Origin of the sequence: Thioalkalivibrio nitratireducens DSM 14787 (assembly GCF_000321415.2) — a bacterium.
Classification (GTDB): Bacteria; Pseudomonadota; Gammaproteobacteria; order Ectothiorhodospirales; family Ectothiorhodospiraceae; genus Thioalkalivibrio; species Thioalkalivibrio nitratireducens.
The window spans coordinates 3,648,056-3,666,232 of sequence record NC_019902.2 but is presented as its reverse complement, the minus strand read 5'-3'; the positions used below and the strand labels follow the sequence as shown (position 1 = coordinate 3,666,232).

At 62.8% G+C, this 18,177-nt stretch carries 21 protein-coding genes and 2 pseudogenes; 19 read left to right on the top strand and 4 right to left on the bottom strand.

Annotated features, from left to right (window positions below):
- Positions 1-70 precede the first annotated feature (70 nt).
- Positions 71-358, bottom strand: coding sequence for a DUF4389 domain-containing protein (locus TVNIR_RS16765; protein WP_015260261.1), 288 nt, complete (start codon positions 356-358; stop codon positions 71-73).
- A 361-nt stretch (positions 359-719) separates the two neighbouring features.
- Between TVNIR_RS16765 and TVNIR_RS16760 the strand changes: the two genes are divergently transcribed.
- The 11 genes from TVNIR_RS16760 (at position 720) to TVNIR_RS16720 (ending at position 10,956) form a co-directional block, all read left to right on the top strand.
- Positions 720-986: a hypothetical protein gene (locus tag TVNIR_RS16760; protein ID WP_043739874.1), complete on the top strand. Its 267-nt coding sequence runs from the start codon at positions 720-722 to the stop codon at positions 984-986.
- A 57-nt stretch (positions 987-1,043) separates the two neighbouring features.
- Positions 1,044-1,628 (top strand): Druantia anti-phage system protein DruA, encoded by a 585-nt coding sequence (locus TVNIR_RS20895; RefSeq protein ID WP_237251674.1) that lies wholly within the window; start codon positions 1,044-1,046, stop codon positions 1,626-1,628.
- The gene (locus tag TVNIR_RS20890; RefSeq protein ID WP_237251673.1) at positions 1,538-1,903 is read left to right on the top strand and encodes a Druantia anti-phage system protein DruA; all 366 of its coding nucleotides are present in this window, start codon (positions 1,538-1,540) and stop codon (positions 1,901-1,903) included. The genes TVNIR_RS20895 and TVNIR_RS20890 overlap by 91 nt, the downstream gene beginning before the upstream one ends.
- Before the next feature lie 31 nt (positions 1,904-1,934).
- On the top strand, positions 1,935-3,317 hold the full coding sequence (tnpC, locus tag TVNIR_RS16750; protein ID WP_015260260.1) for an IS66 family transposase: 1,383 nt from the start codon (positions 1,935-1,937) through the stop codon (positions 3,315-3,317).
- A 636-nt stretch (positions 3,318-3,953) separates the two neighbouring features.
- Positions 3,954-4,586 (top strand): hypothetical protein, encoded by a 633-nt coding sequence (locus tag TVNIR_RS16745; protein WP_043739872.1) that lies wholly within the window; start codon positions 3,954-3,956, stop codon positions 4,584-4,586.
- A gap of 66 nt (positions 4,587-4,652) precedes the next feature.
- A complete protein-coding gene (locus tag TVNIR_RS16740) occupies positions 4,653-5,858 on the top strand; it encodes a tetratricopeptide repeat protein (RefSeq protein WP_015260258.1) in 1,206 nt (401 codons plus the stop codon).
- A gap of 30 nt (positions 5,859-5,888) precedes the next feature.
- Positions 5,889-6,794, top strand: coding sequence for a hypothetical protein (locus TVNIR_RS16735; protein ID WP_043739871.1), 906 nt, complete (start codon positions 5,889-5,891; stop codon positions 6,792-6,794).
- Between the two features lie 1,054 nt (positions 6,795-7,848).
- Entirely contained in the window at positions 7,849-8,502 is a 654-nt protein-coding gene (locus TVNIR_RS16730; RefSeq protein ID WP_015260256.1) for a beta-class carbonic anhydrase, read from the top strand.
- Positions 8,503-8,581: 79 nt separating this feature from the next.
- Positions 8,582-8,797, top strand: a complete 216-nt coding sequence (locus tag TVNIR_RS21345) for an FmdB family zinc ribbon protein (protein ID WP_083499492.1) — start codon at positions 8,582-8,584, stop codon at positions 8,795-8,797.
- A gap of 50 nt (positions 8,798-8,847) precedes the next feature.
- Positions 8,848-9,270 (top strand): MerC domain-containing protein, encoded by a 423-nt coding sequence (locus TVNIR_RS16725; protein WP_169794305.1) that lies wholly within the window; start codon positions 8,848-8,850, stop codon positions 9,268-9,270.
- An 84-nt stretch (positions 9,271-9,354) separates the two neighbouring features.
- Positions 9,355-10,956, top strand: coding sequence for a sigma-54 interaction domain-containing protein (locus tag TVNIR_RS16720; RefSeq protein ID WP_211263127.1), 1,602 nt, complete (start codon positions 9,355-9,357; stop codon positions 10,954-10,956).
- Here the strand turns inward: TVNIR_RS16720 and TVNIR_RS19375 are convergent.
- On the bottom strand, positions 10,899-11,180 hold the full coding sequence (locus TVNIR_RS19375; protein ID WP_083499491.1) for a hypothetical protein: 282 nt from the start codon (positions 11,178-11,180) through the stop codon (positions 10,899-10,901). The genes TVNIR_RS16720 and TVNIR_RS19375 overlap by 58 nt on opposite strands.
- A 488-nt stretch (positions 11,181-11,668) precedes the next feature.
- Between TVNIR_RS19375 and TVNIR_RS19910 the strand changes: the two genes are divergently transcribed.
- The 5 genes and pseudogenes from TVNIR_RS19910 to TVNIR_RS19900 all read left to right on the top strand — a co-directional run bounded on the left by TVNIR_RS19910 (position 11,669) and on the right by TVNIR_RS19900 (position 15,891).
- On the top strand, positions 11,669-12,553 hold the full coding sequence (locus TVNIR_RS19910) for a hypothetical protein (RefSeq protein WP_211263126.1): 885 nt from the start codon (positions 11,669-11,671) through the stop codon (positions 12,551-12,553).
- Positions 12,522-12,992, top strand: coding sequence for a hypothetical protein (locus TVNIR_RS16705; protein ID WP_157092303.1), 471 nt, complete (start codon positions 12,522-12,524; stop codon positions 12,990-12,992). Before TVNIR_RS19910 ends, TVNIR_RS16705 begins: the two co-directional genes overlap by 32 nt.
- A gap of 167 nt (positions 12,993-13,159) precedes the next feature.
- Positions 13,160-13,546, top strand: coding sequence for a hypothetical protein (locus TVNIR_RS19905; protein WP_157092302.1), 387 nt, complete (start codon positions 13,160-13,162; stop codon positions 13,544-13,546).
- A gap of 506 nt (positions 13,547-14,052) precedes the next feature.
- A pseudogene (locus tag TVNIR_RS21065) lies at positions 14,053-14,211 on the top strand (integrase); the annotation flags it as partial.
- Between the two features lie 1,035 nt (positions 14,212-15,246).
- Entirely contained in the window at positions 15,247-15,891 is a 645-nt protein-coding gene (locus TVNIR_RS19900; protein WP_157092301.1) for a hypothetical protein, read from the top strand.
- A gap of 325 nt (positions 15,892-16,216) precedes the next feature.
- On the opposite strand, the gene TVNIR_RS16690 is transcribed toward TVNIR_RS19900, so the two are convergent.
- Together TVNIR_RS16690 and TVNIR_RS16685 are read right to left on the bottom strand one after the other, a co-directional pair.
- On the bottom strand, positions 16,217-16,513 hold the full coding sequence (locus TVNIR_RS16690) for a type II toxin-antitoxin system RelE/ParE family toxin (protein WP_015260249.1): 297 nt from the start codon (positions 16,511-16,513) through the stop codon (positions 16,217-16,219).
- Between the two features lie 4 nt (positions 16,514-16,517).
- A complete protein-coding gene (locus tag TVNIR_RS16685; protein WP_015260248.1) occupies positions 16,518-16,787 on the bottom strand; it encodes a type II toxin-antitoxin system Phd/YefM family antitoxin in 270 nt (89 codons plus the stop codon).
- A gap of 374 nt (positions 16,788-17,161) precedes the next feature.
- Here TVNIR_RS16685 and TVNIR_RS16680 point away from each other — a divergent pair, with 374 nt between their 5' ends.
- The 3 genes and pseudogenes from TVNIR_RS16680 to TVNIR_RS21150 form a co-directional block, all read left to right on the top strand.
- A complete protein-coding gene (locus tag TVNIR_RS16680) occupies positions 17,162-17,545 on the top strand; it encodes a VOC family protein (RefSeq protein ID WP_015260247.1) in 384 nt (127 codons plus the stop codon).
- An 11-nt stretch (positions 17,546-17,556) separates the two neighbouring features.
- Positions 17,557-17,913, top strand: coding sequence for a YciI family protein (locus TVNIR_RS16675; protein WP_015260246.1), 357 nt, complete (start codon positions 17,557-17,559; stop codon positions 17,911-17,913).
- A 53-nt stretch (positions 17,914-17,966) separates the two neighbouring features.
- Positions 17,967-18,092: pseudogene (locus tag TVNIR_RS21150) on the top strand (polyketide cyclase); the annotation flags it as partial.
- Positions 18,093-18,177: the final 85 nt, after the last annotated feature.

Here is an 18,177-nt window from a genome sequence, read left to right as displayed (position 1 = left end):
CGACCCAAACCGGGCAGTCGCCGAGGAGGGATCGGAGGCGGCAATCAGGCGCCAAGCCGACCGGTTTCCCTCAATCGGTGTCCGATGGCATCCATTGCGTCCACGGGAACGGGCGCTCATCGGACTCGCCGGTGAGGAAGCGGGCCGTCACCGCCAGCCAATGTGCGATGCCCTGACCGAAGCGGGCGATAGCGGCGTTCCGCTCCTTCGCGAACAGCATCCAGAGGAACTGGAGGATTGCGCAGATCCCCAGCACGGTCTGCGCGAGATTCACCAGCATCACGAGAACCAGCATGATCAGGCCATGCAGCCAAAGCTTTTCCGGGCGCGGCAGCGCGGGGTGTTGGGTCGAATTCATCGGTCTTGCTCCTGGGCGCGAAGGGCAGGGAAGCGGCGCATACCTGTGCCAACGGTAGTCCAGCGGCGAAGTGGTGTTCCAGGAAGATCTGGTCCAGAGGTGGCAAGTACATCCTCGCATCTAGGATCTGCTGTCGCCTGCAGGGGGTGAGGCACCAACGCAGGAATGCGCCGGGATGTGTCGCGATTCACCCCGCGTTCCCTGATAGGCTTGGCAACATGGCGATCGAGGTTCGACCCGCGACCATGCAAGAGCAGGGCAGCGCTTTGCCCGGACCAATGGGTGTGTTGTCTGCGAGTTGAGATCCCCGGCCGCGCTGATCGTCCCCGCTGGGATCGACTGGTAACAGTTGGAGGCCACTATGAATCCGCTCAAGAACGCGTGTTTGGGAGCGCGTGTGCTTCGGGCCGTCGCGGTTCTGCTCCTGTTGCTGCCGGCGCATCTGTCCCTCGCAGGCGAAGAACGGGAAATCGCCTGGCGGGAGGCCTTCGTGACCGTTGATGCGTCACTCGAGCCGATCGAAGGGCATGATGGCCATGCCGTTGGGCTGATGCGCCAGCGTGGCTTCGCGTTCTATGACGACGGTGACCTCGCGACGGTGAGCGCATGTATCACTTTAGCTGCCTGAAAAAAGTGGCACAGGGGGCTGGCGTCACGGCGCATCTGCTGGTAGCGTGTGGTGCCCATGGGACAGAGCGACAGGGTGCTGCTGCGTTACCGAGGCCGCGATGTGCGTGCCGAGGATCTCGCGACGATTCGCGCGCAGATCGCGCAGGCGGCCACGGCACAGGGAGCGGCCCGCGGTCGCAGCGCGATCGCCCGACGACTGTGTGAGGGGTGGGACTGGCGGCAGGCGAACGGGGCGCTCAAGGAATACGCCGCGCGGGATCTGCTGCTGCGCCTGGAAGAGGCCGGGCACATCCAGTTGCCGCCGCGGCTGCAAGAGAAGAACAATCACGCGGTCCCGGATTATCGGCAACGGCCGCTGTTCGAGGAGCGGCCGCTGGCCGGGCGGGTGGATGCCTATGGGGTGCTCGAGATCCGCACGGCTGAGGGACCTGAGCGCTACCTCTGGGATTATCTGGTTCATCACCACCATTACCTGGGGCGTCCCAAGCTAGTGGGCGCGTACCTCAAGCAATTGGTGTGGCTCGACGGGCAGGTGGTGGCCTGCCTGGGTTGGCCAGTGCCGCCTGGAAGGTCGATTGTCGGGACCGCTGGATCGGCTGGACGCCCGAGCTGCGGCGCCAGCGTCTGGTCGGGGTGGTGAACAACGTCCGCTTTCTGATCCTGCCGTGGGTGCGTGTAGAGCATCTGGCCTCGAAGGTGCTGGGGCAGTCGCTGCGCGGGCTTGCCGCCGCGTGGCAGGCCCGGGTGGGGCAACGCATCGTGCTGGCGGAGACCTTCGTCGATCCGGCGCGCTTTGCCGGCACCTGCTATCGGGCGGCCAACTGGCAGTGCCTGGGCCAGACCCGGGCCATGCCAAGCGCGGCAATGCCTACCGGGCACATGCCGTGTCCAAGGACGTCTGGGTGCGGCCGCTGACGCGCCGCTGGCGGCCGGCGCTGCTGGAACCATGACCCGCGAGGAGGCCTGTGCGCTGCTCGACGGGCCGCGCGAGGTGGCCGTGGCCAAGATCCTCGAACTCGCGCACAAGGCCGAGCAGTGGGACCGGCAGTCGGCCCCCGACGCAGACCCGCTGCAACCCTCGGCGACGATCGCCTCGTTCCAGAAGCCGGCGGCGCCACGGCGCCGACGCAAGCCCGGGCGCAAGGCGGGTCATCACGGGGCTTGCCGGCCGGTACCGCAGACCATCGACGCGCAGGTGGAACACCGGCTCGAGACCTGTCCTGACTGCGGACACCCGGTCGGGCCCGCCGTCCGCTCCCACACCCGCCTCATCGAGGATCTGGAACCGGGAACCGTCAAGACCCATGCGCACACCGTCCACGGCCACTGGTGTGGTCACTGCCGCAAGATCGTCACGCCCACGGTCACTGCGGCGCTGCCGCGCGCGACGCTCGGCCTGAACCTCGTCATCTACAGCGCCTGGCTGCATTACCGTCTCGGCATCAGCGTGGGCAACTTGGTCACCATTCTCCAGCAGCTGTTCGGGCTGCGCGTCAGTGCCGGCGGACTCACCCAGTCCTGGATCCGGCTCGGGGAGACCCTGGCGCCCTACGGGGTGCAGCTGGAGCAGGCCATCCGCCAGGCCGGTGTTCTGCACGCCGACGAAACCGGCTGGCGGGTCAACGGCACCACCCACTGGCTCTGGGCCTTCTGCACCGAAGACCTGGCCTATTTCCGGATCGAACGCCGGCGCAATGCCGCGGTGGTCTTGGCCGTTCTGGGCGAAATCTTCGACGGTTTGCTGGTCTGTGACTTCTACGCCGCCTACAACGCGGTCGAGACCTGGGCCAAACAACGCTGCCTGTTCCACTTGTTCGCCGAACTGCGCCGGGTCGATCAACGCAATACCTCGATTCCCTGGCGCGACACCCGGCGCCGCATCCAACGCCTGTTCCAGGATGCGATCCGGCTGAAGCTGCGCCGCCCCGAACTGGAACCGAGCGTCTACCAACGCCGCAAACGACGCCTGCACCAACGCCTCGACGAACTGATCGCCACCTCGTTCCAGGATAAAGATGCCATGCGCTTGGTCAAACGCCTGGGCAACTTCCGCGGCGAACTGCTGACCTTCCTGGATCATGATGACCTGCCGCCCACCAACAACCGCGGCGAGCAAGAGATGCGCAAGCCCGTGCTCACCCGCAAGGTCTGCCAGCAGAACCGCTCCGAAGCGGGTGCCGAAACGCACGCCCTGCTGCTGTCCCTGTTCCGCACCGGCGAACTGCAAGGACACGAGCCGCTTGCCTTCGTGCGCCGTCTGACCGAGGCTGCCATCGCTGGGAAACCCCTCGAACTCGTCCGGCCCGCACCGGCCGCCCAGGCCGCCTGAGACACCCCACCCCTCGGCGCATCCGGCGCCAACCGTTTCAGGCAGCTAAAGTCATACGAACGCATGGATCACGTTCGAGCGAAGCGGCACCGAAACGCACTACCGCGGATACGCGGTCTACCGGTTTCCTGATGGCACCACCAAGGTCGGACGATTCACCGGTGGCGGCGACCCGGCGGGACGCCAGACCGGTGAGTTCATACTCGAGGCCGGTACCGGGCGGTATCAGGGTATTGCCGGCAGTGGCACCTTTGTCGGCCAGGGATTCCCGCCCCATGGTGACATCGTCCTCGACGTCAGCGGGACCTACTCAATCGCGAAATGATTCGGGTGCGTGTTGGTCGGGTGGCCGCCGGACGAAGCTTTGCGCCGGGTCGCGGAAAGGCGCGTGATGCGAGGGTCTTGAGTCGACCCAGAGCGGACGGGTGCCGTGGGGCGCATGTGGGTCGGCTGTCGAGCGGGTGGCCGCCATCCGCATGCCATTATCCAGTAGGTCTCCCCGCCGGCTCGGAGAAGACTCTTGCTTGCGATGCGAACCGGTTGGGAGCGTACGGGGATCTATTGACTTGCCGGTAACGCCTGCCGTGGCGATACTGCCGCTCGGAAACCACATAGGCAGCGCGCCGGGTCCAGCGAATGGCGATCAGCGAGCAACGGCGCCAGAAGAAACTGGCGAACAAGAAAAAGAAACGGAAGCTGACGGCCCGACCCGCGGGGGATGTTGCAGCCGCGATGCCGGTGGCGTCGAGTTACGCCCAGTTCCCCGTGCACGAATGCCTGGTGCCTGACGCTTTGTTCGATACCGGTTTGGGCTCCGTCATTTGGGCGCGACGGACACCAGAGGGAATGATCGCAGCCAGCGTGTTCCTTGTCGATGTCTTCTGCCTGGGAGTGAAAGACGCGTTATTCGACGTCAGGAGCGCGCTCGACTACGAACGCAGGCTGAAGTCCAGGTTCATCGAAATAAACGGGCTCCAGGAGTTCGAAAGCCTGCACCCGGCGTGTGTTCGAAAGCTGATCGAGGGCGCCGTGCGCTATGCCGATACGCTGGGGTTTTCTCCCCATGCCGACTATCGGAACGCGAAGGGAATCTTTTGCGACGTCGATGCCCAAGCCTGCCCGACAGCGTTCGCCTATGGACAGCATGGGAAGCCCTTCTATATTCGTGGGCCGAGCGAGTCGGTTCCGCAGGCGACGCGCATCGTCAAGCAGCTCGACCGGGTATGCGGCACCGGAAACTTCAATTTTCTTGTGGCATCCGATGAGTAAGAACACGGTAACGTTTCGTTTGCGCTCTGCGTCGCTTTCGACGACTCCAACCCCTCGGGCGGTGACGTGACGGAGGTAGATACCCTGCTGGAAGGGATGCTCGTCGATGCTCATGGCGACGATGAGCAGCTATGGGCGTTGCGTGAAGGCATTGAGGAGGGCCTTAATCTGCCGATGGATGTTCACGTCGTCGGGGAGCCGCTCTCGCTCATCGCCGTCGACTACGATGGCAATCCCCGCCGGGGTCTGACTGCCCGCTGCCTTCGCGAGGACGGCACCGAGCATCGCGTCACCTTTGCCGATATCCAGCTCGCACCCGACGCCGCCGGCTATCCCTATTTTGCTGCGTACTGCGCCTGGCTCGGTGTGCAGCCAGCCGGGGCCCAGCAGCCAGCAAGCGGCTCAGGGTTGAAAGTGCGGCGCCACAAGGCGAGCGACGAGGACATCGACCTCGCGAAGCCCGTGGATCTGGTCGTGGTTGCGGTGAAAGAGCGGGCTGCGCGCTGCCGGCTTATCGGGAGCGAACGGGTGATCACCCTGCGCGTGGGATCCCTGTACGGGGTGGTGCCCGGCCAGGTCGTCACGGTGCAGGCGAACAAGTACTGGCGCCACAACGGCCACCCGTACCTGTCCGGGAAGATCATTTCCGCTCGCATCGACGCCGCCGCTCTGGGCCTCATTCCCCTTGCGCTGAACGACTTCGGAGCCTGGAACCCAGCCGAAGCGTACTGGGGCGAGGGAGACCAGCCCATCGACGACTGGGCCAAGCCGATCATCGCGCGCGGACCGCGACCGATGTTTGAGATGGAGCAGGTGCTGCCGGGCCGCAATCCGGATGACTTGGACTCCGACCCGATCCTTGCGGCGAATGACCTGAAGCAGGCGGGCGACACGGCCGGAGCGCAGGACATTCTCGCCCATCTGCTCGAGGTGGATCTTCGCTGCCTCGACGCCCATGCGCATCTGGGCAACCTGCATTTCCAGAGCAGTCCTGACTGGGCGATCAACCACTACGAGGTCGGTGTTCGCATCGGCGAGGCGTCGTTGGGCGCGGACTTCGACGGTGTGCTCGCCTGGGGCCTCATCGACAATCGGCCCTTCCTGCGCTGCATGCAGGGCTACGGGCTATGCCTTTGGCGGCTCAAGCGCTGGGAAGAGACCGAGCAGGTGTTCGAGCGCCTGCTCTGGATGAACCCGTCGGACAACCAGGGCATCCGTTTCCTCCTGCCCGACGTCCGCGCGCGCTCGGCATGGGTAATTGATGAAGACTGAACTCTGGCTGCGTTGCCCATGACCAGGAAGATGAAGCCGACCGCCAAGAAGGCCGCCACACGCCGGCCCATCGCCGACCGGCTCATCAGGAAGATGCGCGGCTACGCTGGAGCGAAAGTCGTCGATCTCAGTGCCGTAAGGGAAGGCAGTAAGAACGCCGAGGCCCTGCAGAAGACCGTCGCGAGTCGTGAGACGCTGGCTGACTACCATCCTGCCCACGCGATCTACGTGTACGCCCAGAATCAGACCTCGGTGATGGCAGAACAACTCATGATGCTGCCCGAGATGGACCGTTTCGCCCGGCTATTCGAAAACGCCCAGGACGAGTACGCGCCGAGCGGCCCACCGATGAGCCCGCTCACCCTCTCGTTCTTCACCTGCTGGGCGTTCTTCGACGCCGGTATCGGGCTGGGCCGGGAGACCCTCGGGACGACGACCATGGCGGTCGGGAAGATGTTCGGCATGCACGAGGATCTGCTGCGGGTGATCGGCCTCATGCAGGACTCCCGGATGGCGGTATACGTCCACGAGGGTCTCGACAACGACAAGATTCTCCTGCGCGAGCTGGTGACCAACCGCATCTGCAAGGCTATCTGTCCGTCGGGTTATCAGGGACGGTTTGGGGAACTCTGGTATGCGCGTGTGTTCCCGCCCCCGTTTGCCGGCTTGGACGAACACGTCGTCTTCACGACTCCCTACGTGTTGATCGACCCGGGCGAGCGCGACTGGCTGGCCTACTTTGAGCGGACGTTGCCGCACGAAACGGCCGAGAAGCGGACCGCCGCCTACGAACGGCACATGAAGTGGGGTCCCGCGCGAGACTACTGGCCCGAGTTCGTGTTCGAGGCGTACGTCAACCACCGCCACGATGTGATCTTCCTCAGGGGCTTGCCAGATGTGCCCGAGAGCCGACCACACTCCGAGGCAAACAGCTGACAGGCGTGTAATTTCGGTGGTCGCCGTGTCGCCTTGCCCCGTATGACGACGCGGGCGCTGGTATCCGCGTGCCGGCACCTATGTGATGCAAGAAGGGGTCTCTATGACCTCTCCGAGCTGGTTTAGTCGATAGGGCGCGACGCGGCGGAACCGACCCACACCGGACGGTCGCCGGGGACGCCCGAGTGCCCCCTTTCCAGCGGAGAGCAGACCGCTACGGCGTATCGTCTTCATAGACGGCAGGGGCAAACCCGCCGTCCCGGCCCCCATCGCCCAAGCGCACGGGCCTTCGGGTTGGTCCGAGGATTCGGGATCGCCATCGACGTCGAGGCATGCTCCGCCGGCAAACCCTACGCCCAGCCCGCGCCGGAGTACGAGTACGACCAGTGCTGGTAAGGGGTCTCCGATGGATTCTGTCCGGACATCGGCTCGCTCGGGACACCGTTCGTGGCAGCGGGGATCGGGTTCCCCCTGTATGACGGCTTAAGAGCGGTCCAGGCGCAACGATCCGTTGCCACCCTGTGCTCGCGAACCTCCAGGGGCGCGGCTGCGGCGCGCTGCCACGGCAAGGAGCGACGGTCCCATTCCCTCTCCCCTGCCGAACACAGTTCGTCTGGGCTCAGTCCCTGGGCCTGCGGGCGAGTGCAGGCGCCGCGCGATCGGGTCCATTCCCACCGGAAGCGTTCACCACCAGGTGTAGCGCGCGTTGACCCCTGCAGGCCGAGAGCGGATGCGTCATGGAGGCCGTCGAACGCGTTCCCGGACGGGCCTCGCAGGTTCCCGATGGTGCCGTTGCCGGAGGCGCGGCCGCGAAGCGTTGGTTCGCACTGCGAAATCTCGCTTCTGAGGACAAATCTTTCAGGAAATCCGGGGCTTAATCGGGACAGCCGCGAACAGGCGGGACACGAGAGCCCTGCCCGCCATTTCGTGGAAGATGGTAACTGATTGTTTGTACAGAAAAAGCCATCCTGGCGCGCTGATTGCTTGAACCTTGGGCACGGGGCGCAACCGATTGCGTACCGCGGCAGAAGAATTCACCCGGGAGGAAGCACTGATGACGACATTGAAAGAGCAACTCACGGCGCGAGTCGACGAATACACCAAGTGGGAGAACCGCCGTCAGTATGGAGCCGAGGGGCCCAACATGCGGCGCCTCTGGGTGCTTGCCTGCATGGACGAACGTTTGCCCGTCGACGAGGCGCTGGGAATACGCGCCGACACGCCGGTCGGTGGCGGAGATGCGCATTTGTTTCGCAACGCCGGTGGCATCGTGACCGGTGATGCCATCCGCTCCGCGATGCTGACGATCAATTTCTTCGGCACCAGGGAGATCGTGGTCCTGCAGCACACGGGGTGCGGAATGCTCTCGGCCAACGGCAATGACCTTGTAGCGGCACTGCAGGCCAAGGGGATCGATGTCGACAGCGTGCCGGTCGACCCGTCCCTGCCCGAACTGAGCCTGGCACCGGGAGCGTTCGGAAAGTGGATCGGCATGATGGACGACGTCGATGAGACCTGTCTGAAAACGGTCGAATACCTCAAGAACCATCCGCTGATTCCGGACGACATCGTGATCAGCGGCTGGGTCTGGGAGACCGAGTTCCGGCGGCTGCGCGCACCCACCACCGACAAGGAGGCAAGGGCGCGCACCCAGTACTCGACCGGCACCATGGGGGTCCAGGGCGCACAGCCGCCACGCTGGGCCTGAACCACGTTCCCATTGTCCGGCCCGGCGCCTCGCGCGACCGGGCCGTCCGGTCGACGAACCGCCTGTGGGAGGGCTGCTGATGCCGACCTACGACTATCAATGTTCAACCTGCGGGAATCGTCTCGAGGCCACGCACGCCATCCTGGCGCCCGCCCCGCCTTGTCCGCTGTGCGGGTCGAGAACCGGGCGTGTCATTTTGGCCGCGCCGGCTGTACACGGTGCCATGGCACGTGGCCGAGAGCGGGCGGCCCGGTCCTTGCCGCAGTGTGGCAAGGGCTGCCGCTGCTGCCCCTGACCGATGGCGGCTCTCGCCGTCGACGACAGAAACCATGAGGGAGAATGTTCGTGACTATACTCGTAAGCGAAACGTTGCAACGCCGACCGTGGGACCTGGCCGGTATCGGCGCATCCACGCTGTGTGTGTTGCACTGCTTGGTGACCCCGGCACTGGTGGTCTTCCTGCCAGTACTCGGGGCTCTCGAAGAGCCGACGCACGCCCTGCTCGCGCTGGCGATCCTTGGCATTGGCCTGTTGGCCTTCTGGCCCGGGTATCTGCGACATCGGCGGTGGCAAGTGGTCGCGACGGCCATCGCGGGTTTCGTGCTGATTTCACTGGGGGTGACCACGCCTGACGGTCTGTTGAGTGAATCTGCCGAGATCATCGCAACTGTTGCGGGCGGGGTGGTTCTGGTTGCCGCCCATTCCGCGAACGCCTACTTCTGTCGCTATTGTCGACACTGCGGTGAAAACGGCTGCACGACCAGCTGAGATCGGCTTTCCGCGCGCCTGCACGGGGTCGGATGCGGCAGGTGTTCTGTAGATCGAGGGTCTTCTCGAAGCGAGGTCAGGAACGTGCCGAAGCAGAACTCGCCGACGCTCAGCCCGGTCGGTTTTCTCCAGATGTTTGTCACCCAAAGCCTGCGGACCGCAGGCCAGATGGGTTGCCGTGAATGTGAGACCAGCGTGGGCTACGTCGAGTCGCTGGGGCTGACGGCGGGGCCCTGCCTCGAGCAGATCTGTCGCCAACAGCTCGGCCTTGATGGCCCGATCGACTTCGACGGGTACACCGACATTATCCTCGGCATCAAGAACCAGATCGGCGGCAACTTCTCGCGGGCGTCCGGCGATCCGGGCATGGTGCGCGTCGTCAATTCGCGCTGTCCATTCGGTACCACGGTTCAGAATGCCCCGGAGCTGTGCCGCATGACTGCGAGCGTTTTCGGTGGAATCGCTGCACGGAACTTCGGCTACGCCAAGGTGGACCTGCGCCGTCGGATCGCCGTCGGTGATTCGCACTGCGAGGTCTGCATCCATGTCGATCCGACCCGGTCGGCCGACATCGAAGGCGACGAGTATCGGTACGAGGAAGGGGTTCTGGTCAGTCGACCCAGGAGCGGCAAAGCCCGCGTCCAGGCCACCGCCCATGCCGCGCAGACCTGGTGTGCCACCACCTCTGCGGAGCAGCCTCGGACGGATGCTCGTGGCCAGCAGATCGTCGCCGAGAGCGCGGCGATGCAGCGCGCGATCGACGTCGCTGAACTGGTCGCGCCCACGCTGGCGACGGTCCTGATCAGCGGCGAGACCGGTGTCGGCAAAGAGGTGATCGCGCGCCTGGTGCACACGCTGAGCGACCGGAACGCCCATGAACTCGTTGCCGTCAATTGCGGCGCCATTCCGCAGGAGCTGATCGAAAGCGCGTTGTTCGGACACGAGAAAGGGGCCTTCACTGGAGCATACGATGTCCACCACGGCTATTTCGAGCGTGCGGAGGGGGGTACGCTGTTCCTCGACGAGATTGACAGCCTGCCGATCTCCGCACAGGCGAAGCTGCTGAGGGTTCTGCAGGGGAACGAGTTCGAACGTGTCGGCGGCCGACACACGATGCGCGCGAACGTACGTATCGTCGCGGCATCGAACCAGGAACTCGCCGATCGCGTGGCCGCTGGCCAGTTCCGGCAGGACCTGTATTACCGGTTGAACGTGGTGCCCATCGTCATTCCCCCGTTACGAGACCGGCGTGACGACCTGACGGCACTGACGCAGAGTTTCCTGCGGCGCCTGGCGGCGCGCTATGGCGGAACCCGCAAGATCCTGGGGGAGCGGGCCTGGACACAGATGATGGTGCATCCATGGCCGGGCAACGTACGTGAACTGGAAAACGTTCTGGAGCGCAGCTTTCTGTTCTCCCGGGGTCGCGTGATCGAGTCCCTGGCGCTCGATGGACAGCCGGCACGCCGTCGCTCGCAAGGTGCAGCCCAGGTGGTCAGTCTGAGAGACGTTACGAAGCAGGCAGCCATGCATACCGAGGGGCAGCTGATCCGGCTGGCACTCGAGGAAAATGGCGGAAACGTCAGCGCAGTCGCGCGGCAGATTGGAATCAGTCCTCGTGCAGTGCATCAGAAGCTGAAGAAGCACGGAATCGATCCGCAAAGGTTCCGCGTCGGCCGCGATTGACGTGACAAAACCCGTGTCGCGTGCCGGGTAACCCGTACGGAAGAGCGCAGCGTCATCCGCCACGCGGCGTTCGCGCCTCCCGGCGCCTGCGGAAACCCCGGCGCCGGATGGCGGATGGCGGCCTGCGGCCCCTTCCGCTGCAGCGGACTGGTGGTCTCGAGCATCGCCGGCCGCACGATGCCGTCGCCGAAATCGGTGATTCGGCTGTAGCTGTTCTTGGCCACACCGGCGATTCGCCCAGCCGAGCGTCCACAGCAGACCCAAACACAGTTCGTCGAGGTCGGGGGGCGCCATGCCGCCGGGGACCTTTCTGTACCAAGATACCCCTGTGGGGGACCCCGGTAGATCCAGGACCTTGGGACAGCATCGGACCCCGAGCGGGCAATTAGCCTAGACGGTTGAGCGGCTGCAGCCCAATACAAAGTGGACCGCCATGATCGGGTCGAGAGCCGGCGTTTCGCTCGAGCGTGATGGTGCCACTGGGGCAGGTCCGATGACCAGAGGCTTTCTGGATCTCGGCGAAGTGCCGTGTTTTAGGTGGCCACATTACCCAATACCGCTTCACGTCCCTGGGATCATTCAGCGGTGCCTCTTTCGGGCGCTCGATCGTCTAGGATTCGAGTCAGACAAGGCCAGAAAACGAGAGGGGATTCCCATCATGCGCCGCTTATTCCTATGCCTCGTTGTTCTGTTCATGCCGTGTGCCCCAGCGATGGCCGATGAGGTTGCGGATGCGCTGCGCTCCGCGCTTGAGGCATACGAAGCGGGTGACGTCCCCGCTGCGCGCGCGGATGCCGAATACGCTGTGCAATTCGTCGCCCAACAGAAGGCGGCCGGGACGTTTCTCAGGGTGGCGCTGCAAGACGCCGGGATCGACGGTGCAGACAAACAGGCCAGGTTTGCGCGGTTGTTCCAGCAGCATCGGGCCTTGACACCGGAGTTTCTGGCGGTCCTGGAGCAGGCCCCCACTTTCGAGGTCGCAGAGGTTGCGGACCTGTGCGCCTCAAATCAACTGGCTGACTTGACGCGGGGAGACTTCTCCGTGGTCAGAATGATCAAGGAGGTGTTCAATGTCCGCCGGCCGGAGGATATCCGCACGCTCACCAAGCGCAGCACGCACGAACGAGTGGATCTGGTCCAGCGCAAGCACCAAGCGCGCGAAGTGACACTCCCGCTTGACCTCAAGGATCCGACCGGAACGGAGGTCCCGGAGGCAGAGATCTCCGCGAAGATGCTGGAGCGCCAGTTTCGCGAGGCGTTCCCCACAGCGGCTTTCGCCGGCGGGCTTGAGCGGGCGCTGGCCAATGAACAGGTTCGTGGCATCAGGCATGCCAAGGAACTGGGACGAATAATCGAAAAGCAAGCGGAGTTCGACCTGCTGCGCACATCGGTGGACGAGTTTCTGAGCGAACGCGAGGATGAGTTTGGTTCGCTCGCGAAGGATCCGTCCTTCCGGACCGAACTCAAGGCGGTCCAGCGTGTCTTCAGGCTGACCCTCACTTTCGAGGCGACCGATGCCTTGCTGGCCGACGGTCTGCACTCGGCAAAGATGGTCTACCGGCTTGGTGAGCGACGAATTCGTCCGCCGGTATGGTAAGGAGCAAGGGTTCACCCCGGAAGCTGCGCGCGCGGCTTGGAATCGCGCCGCCAACACCCATGCCGCCGGGTTGGCACAGTTCCTTCCGGAAGCGCTTCCGGAGTGGACCCGAACGCTCGGTGAAACCCAGACACACGCGGCGATGATGTTTGGCGGCGGCATGACCGCCGAAGCAACGTACGCCAGCCCGGACGGGGTGCAGGTCGACATCCAACTGCTGGCGGAAAGTCCGATGGCGGCGATGTTCGCGAATCCCGCGTTGACGGGGATGATGGGCCAGGTGCGCCGGATCAACCGAGTCAACTTTGCAGTTAGCCCGGATGGGGAGATTCAGGGCATGGTGGGCGGCGTACTGGTGCAGGTCTCGGGATCGGCAGCCGAGGTCGAGAAGATCGCCTATCTGGAGAAGATGGACCTGCGCGGGCTGGCCGCCTTCTAGGGAAAGACTGACATATGAACCATCGTTGTTACGAGTGGCGGGCATCCTGCCCGGAAATCGCTGTCGCGCTTCAGTGCTATGCTGAATCGGCCGCTCAGACAATCGGCCGCGCGAGCACTGTTACCAATACTGACGACGCGGGCTAATATGCCGTTGGGCCTAACGACATGACAGGCACCTTTTATTGCGGCAAATGCGGCGACCTTCTTTTCGATTCAGAGGGAGACACCCGTCGTTTCGTGGCCGCAGAGCACCAACCATGTCCGTCCTGCGGCGGCTCTGGCATTCGCGCCGAGGTTACCGTTGAGAAGAAGGTTACCTGTTTTGACCAAATGTCGATGAAGGCAAAAGATGCAAGGGGAACCAGCTCAACTATGAAGGTGGGCGGGAGCCTGAGCGTAGACGGAACGGTTGCTCATATCGAGCAAGTGGTTGATAAACGTGCAAGGACCTACAAGAAAAAGGTGACACTTACCGACGGCACTGTGGTTAAAGACGTCGAGGGCCCTCTTGACGATCAAAGCCTCCATGGTCCGCAGAAGAAAGATGATTAGGCCCAACAACGCGCACCGGCGGGACGGCCTCTACGCGGCCGCCCCTGAGCGCGAGCGTTATGCGGAAGCGCGGGATGAATTGGACGGTTGAAACCGCGATCAAATTTGGTTCGTGGGCTGCTTTGGGCGTGTCCGGAACGGTATTCGGACCGGTCGCTCAGGATGAGGGGCTGGGCGGCGGCTCAGGACCGCCAGCGGTCAGCGGGTGTCTCGACCCGCCCCGAAGGGGGCGGTCAGTGGGAATGGAGGGGTGGCTGGAGTCGGTCGCAAACCTGACGTCCGAAGTCGGTCTTAGGCATCGACATCCAGTCCTGCGCAGCCTGCGGCGGTGCGGTGCGGATCATCGCCTGTATCGAGGATCCCGACGTCATCGAGACGATCCTCACCCACATGGAGAAGAACACGACCGAAGCCAACGGCCCATGGCGGCCGCCTTGTCGGGCGCCGCCGCAATCTAGTTTGTTCGATTGACGGGATGATCCCGCCCTCAGGAGTGTGGCACGCATTCTGTGCGCCGGACCAAGGCGACACTCCTCTACCGGCGTACGAAAAACTTGCGCGCCGTGCAACTCCTGCTTGGTCACCGCAAACTTGAGAGTACCGTCAGATACCTTGGCGCCGAGGTGGATGACGCGCTCGAGAGGCCCGCGCGTACCGAGTGCTGATCCACCAACGCCGGTCGCCCTGTCAGCCAGTCGTGATCCTGCCGCCGATCCATTCACTGCTTGCGGCATGCCCTACGACGCGGCATTACCTAAATCGTCTCCACAGGCTCCGCGGCGAATATCCGCGGGTTTCCGTCAGAACCTACACGGATGGCTGGCCCATCGCCTTCCTTGCATTGGCCCTATATCCAGACGAGAAACGCGCGTTCTTTTGTTCTATGCTTTCGGTAAACGGTTCAGTCTGGGTTTCCACCCCGGCGGCTCGGCTGCACGATGGCTGGTTTCTAGCGTGTCAACCATGGAACGGCCCCGGTTGACCACCTCAATGTCTCCATAACATTGGTTCTGGGGAAGGTATCCATCGGACCCGAAAGCATCCCAGCGAGTTGAATAGGATTCAAGGAATCGAGACCTGGGTCCCGGGAACGTGACCGCGAAGTCCGGGCCAACGCTATAAAACGTTCATCTTACAACGAAATCACCGATGACGGTCAGGCGGAATAAAATGTCGTGTTGGCGCGGAATATGCCACTGTCCCGATCGAGGCGATTCCACTTATCGGAGTGATAAAAATGGTCTGGAAATGGATTAAGGAAAACATAATTGATACAGGGAATAGTATTGTCAACGGTATAATTAATTTGTTTAAGAATGATCCTAAATGCGGTATTTTCCTCACGAGTCCAAATTTTTGGCGGGTAGTAACCTTACTTGTATTGGCGAGAGAGCGCGGATTAATAACAAGCGGCCAAGACTGTCTGTCCAAGCGTCAATGGGCCTCCGAGAACTTGCCGGGCATGAGTCAGATCCCGTTAAGTACGCAGATGTTCCAGTGCGCATGTGATTTGCGCGTTTTCAGGAGATTTTAGTTCTGATCTAGTTCCGATCGCAGCAGCCGCTGCGGGTCTCTCAGTTGCTGAGAGGGAGCCATTGTATACAGCGATCTGGAGCGAGAGGCGCGGCCGAGACTATGCGATCTACGGATGGACGCGGGACGACTTTTGGTCTAAATATCTTGAGCTTCGCGAAAAAAGTATGCGATTACAAATTGTCCAGGCTCACATTTCGCGGTTTGGGGGGGGGGAGCAATGGACGGCAGTGTGGCGTCCGGGAACCTGGAGAGAAACTGCCGTTTTTGGATGGGAACGAAAGGATTTTTTGGCAAGGGATGCAGAGTTAAGGTCTGGGGATATGCGGTTACATCTTCTTCAAGCCTACCGTGCTCCTGATGGGAGGGAACTTTGGAACGCTGTTTGGCGGGGAAGCAAAGTCGAGGAATACGGTGTATTTGCCTGGAAGCGAGACGATTTCTTTGCAAAGGACACGGAACTACGTACAAAGACCTGGCGACTGCACTTGCTTCAAGCCTATATGCATCCTAATGGTGGCGAGCTGTGGAATGCGGTCTGGCGAAAAAGCGCTGTCGCCGAGGATCGTGTTTTCGGATGGACGTATAACGATTTTCGAGAAAAGTATGGGCAGCTATGGGAACAAGGTTGGCGCGTCCATTTACTACAAGCATACGTAGAGCAAGATCGGATATTATTTAATGGAGTTTTTAGGATAGGCAGGCATCAAGAGTTTGGTATTTATAACTGGGAGGGAAGCGATTTCGAAAGAAAGAGTGAAGAAATTCGAAAGGAAAGGAGGATGTGGCTTCAGAGCCTGTCTATTTATTGAGGCTCCTCGTCATCGGGAGTGGAAATTGATCAGTTGCTGACCCATGCTCGGCACCGTCGTCTGGAGCGCGATCCTTACCTGTCGCTCGCGAATCACGTTCGAGTGACAGCTCAGGGCCGACTACTGCCATCGGCGGTCATCGGGTGTCTCAACCCGACCCGAAGCGGGCAGCCAGCGTGCGCCGACGAGGGTCTGCTGCAATGTGAGGAGCCGCCACCCCTTGGCAACCCTCTTGCTCAGCGTTGATCTTGCCCTGGAGAGGCTGGATACGCGGGGTCCAATATCCCGCGTGAGCGCACCGTCCTGTCCTCGGAAGAAGGTCCTGCTACGGCAGGCGCAGCAGGCGTTCGCTGCGCCAAACCCTGACGATACGGACTGATTCCTGATCCCTCCGGTAGACGATTCGAACCGGTGGGCGGATCAGTTCGCGCAGAAAGGGTTGGCCGAACTCCGGAACCACACGCCCGGCATCGGGGTGGTCGGCAAGCACCTCGATTTGCTCGAGGATATCGCGGACCAACCGGTGGCCGACGTCGGGGACGTTCTGTTCAACATGCCAATCGATGATTCCATGCAAGTCGTCCAACGCCGATTCGGCGAGGTGGATGCTGGCCGCGGCCATACAGCTATGGCAACCCCAGTCTGTTTCTGGCCTCCGCCAGGGATACTTCGCGTCCCGTATCCAGATCCGCCAATCCCGCAACCACGGCCCGCATGAAGGCGCGTTCCTCCTCTGCCAGTTCGTAGTCGCTGATGGACTGAACGACCGCCACACCGCGGCCACGACTGGTGAGGAGCAGTGGGCGGCGTGCCTCGTTGACGTGTTTGATTACACGACCCGGGTTGACCTTGAGATCGGTCAAAGGAACCACGTCCTCGGAGAATTTCACGCGCATCAGGAGACGACTCCGTGCTGTTTCGACCAGACCAGAGTACCACTTAATCGACCTGACAACAGTGCGCGTTCAATCTGCACCGTCCCCTGCCCAGCCCCTGAAGACTGTCGATGCTAAACGCGCAGGAAGCTAGTCGTGGTCGCCCATCGAATCCCCGTCCCGAACCTGCTGTGACAGTGGAACGGACCGCGGTCGACCCCTTGCGGCCCCGTGTCGTGGGGCGCAGAGCCGACGTTCCCCACGGGTACGCTGACGACATCGAATCCTGCCCAATCTGTACCCGATGTCGATTCCCCCGATTTCCGTTCGTCTACAGTTCAAAGGGACTGGTTGACCGGTCCCGTGCGCCCCATCCAGCCACAGGAGATATCGTCATGGCCGCCAACCCAGTCGTCTGGTTCGAAATTCCGACGCAGGACATCGCCCGCGCCCGCGCGTTCTACCCAGCCGTGTTGGGCGTGACGCTCACGCGCGCCGATACCAGCGCCTTCGCGCCAACCGCCGAGGTTTGGATGTTTGCGATGGACGAAGAGCTGCCCGAGTGCGCCGGTGCGCTGGTGCAGGGGCCGGAGAACCCGGTCGGCCCCGGCGGCAGCATGGTCTACTTCGCCTGCGACGACTGTGGGGTCGAGGCCGAACGCGTCGCCGGCGCCGGCGGCTCGATCGAGACTCCAAAGGAAGCGATCGGAGAATACGGCTTCTGCGTCGTCGCGCGCGATCCGGACGGCAATCGCTTTGGCCTGCATTCGATGCGCTGAGGACACCCCCGATGAATTTCCTGCTGCTGATCCTCGAAGAACACAACGACCGCGACGCCCGCAGCGAAGCGGAAGGCCAGGCGCTGTACGCCGAAATGCTCGCCTTCGGCGCTGAACTCGACGCCCGTGGCCAGTTGCTCGCCAGCGAATCGCTGCGCCCCGACCGCCACGGTGTGCGCGTCCGCAGCCGCGAGGCCAAGACCCGCTTCATCGACGGTCCGTTCGTCGAATCCCGGGAGATGATCGGTGGGTTCTTCCTGATCGACTGCGCCGACCGCAACGAAGCCATCGAGTGGGCCGCGCGCTGCCCGGCTGCACGTTTCGCGACGGTCGAGGTGCGCGAATGCGCGCCCTGCCACCTGCGCTGAAGGCTGTGCCGTGATCGCTCCCGTCCGTCATCCGAACCCGGAGGAAATCTGTCATGTCTACTGGCACCACTGATCGCAGCGTCCGCCTTCATCGCATTCTGCGCGCGCCGCCCGAGCGCGTGTATCGCGCCTTTCTCGAACCCGACGCCTCGCGGAATTCTCCGACGCAACTCACGGCAGGCCCCCGCGCCAACCGCCCGAGTGACCAAGCCGCCCGCACGGCGCCCTGTACCCGCGATCAATCATTGGGACAAGGAGCAAGAC

Bases quoted from the DNA above. Each gene is read 5' to 3' on its own strand.
- TVNIR_RS21345 (WP_083499492.1), top strand. From the start codon at position 8,582: ATGCCGACCTACGACTATCAATGTTCAACCTGCGGGAATCGTCTCGAG.
- TVNIR_RS16735 (WP_043739871.1), top strand. From the start codon at position 5,889: ATGAAGCCGACCGCCAAGAAGGCCGCCACACGCCGGCCCATCGCCGAC.
- TVNIR_RS19900 (WP_157092301.1), top strand. From the start codon at position 15,247: ATGCGATTACAAATTGTCCAGGCTCACATTTCGCGGTTTGGGGGGGGG.
- TVNIR_RS16760 (WP_043739874.1), top strand. From the start codon at position 720: ATGAATCCGCTCAAGAACGCGTGTTTGGGAGCGCGTGTGCTTCGGGCC.
- TVNIR_RS20895 (WP_237251674.1), top strand. From the start codon at position 1,044: ATGGGACAGAGCGACAGGGTGCTGCTGCGTTACCGAGGCCGCGATGTG.
- TVNIR_RS16675 (WP_015260246.1), top strand. From the start codon at position 17,557: ATGAATTTCCTGCTGCTGATCCTCGAAGAACACAACGACCGCGACGCC.
- TVNIR_RS16765 (WP_015260261.1), bottom strand. From the start codon at position 358: ATGAATTCGACCCAACACCCCGCGCTGCCGCGCCCGGAAAAGCTTTGG.
- TVNIR_RS16745 (WP_043739872.1), top strand. From the start codon at position 3,954: ATGGCGATCAGCGAGCAACGGCGCCAGAAGAAACTGGCGAACAAGAAA.
- tnpC (WP_015260260.1), top strand. From the start codon at position 1,935: ATGACCCGCGAGGAGGCCTGTGCGCTGCTCGACGGGCCGCGCGAGGTG.
- TVNIR_RS19910 (WP_211263126.1), top strand. From the start codon at position 11,669: ATGGCCGATGAGGTTGCGGATGCGCTGCGCTCCGCGCTTGAGGCATAC.
- TVNIR_RS16685 (WP_015260248.1), bottom strand. From the start codon at position 16,787: ATGCGCGTGAAATTCTCCGAGGACGTGGTTCCTTTGACCGATCTCAAG.
- TVNIR_RS16730 (WP_015260256.1), top strand. From the start codon at position 7,849: ATGACGACATTGAAAGAGCAACTCACGGCGCGAGTCGACGAATACACC.
- TVNIR_RS19905 (WP_157092302.1), top strand. From the start codon at position 13,160: ATGACAGGCACCTTTTATTGCGGCAAATGCGGCGACCTTCTTTTCGAT.
- TVNIR_RS16680 (WP_015260247.1), top strand. From the start codon at position 17,162: ATGGCCGCCAACCCAGTCGTCTGGTTCGAAATTCCGACGCAGGACATC.
- TVNIR_RS16690 (WP_015260249.1), bottom strand. From the start codon at position 16,513: ATGGCCGCGGCCAGCATCCACCTCGCCGAATCGGCGTTGGACGACTTG.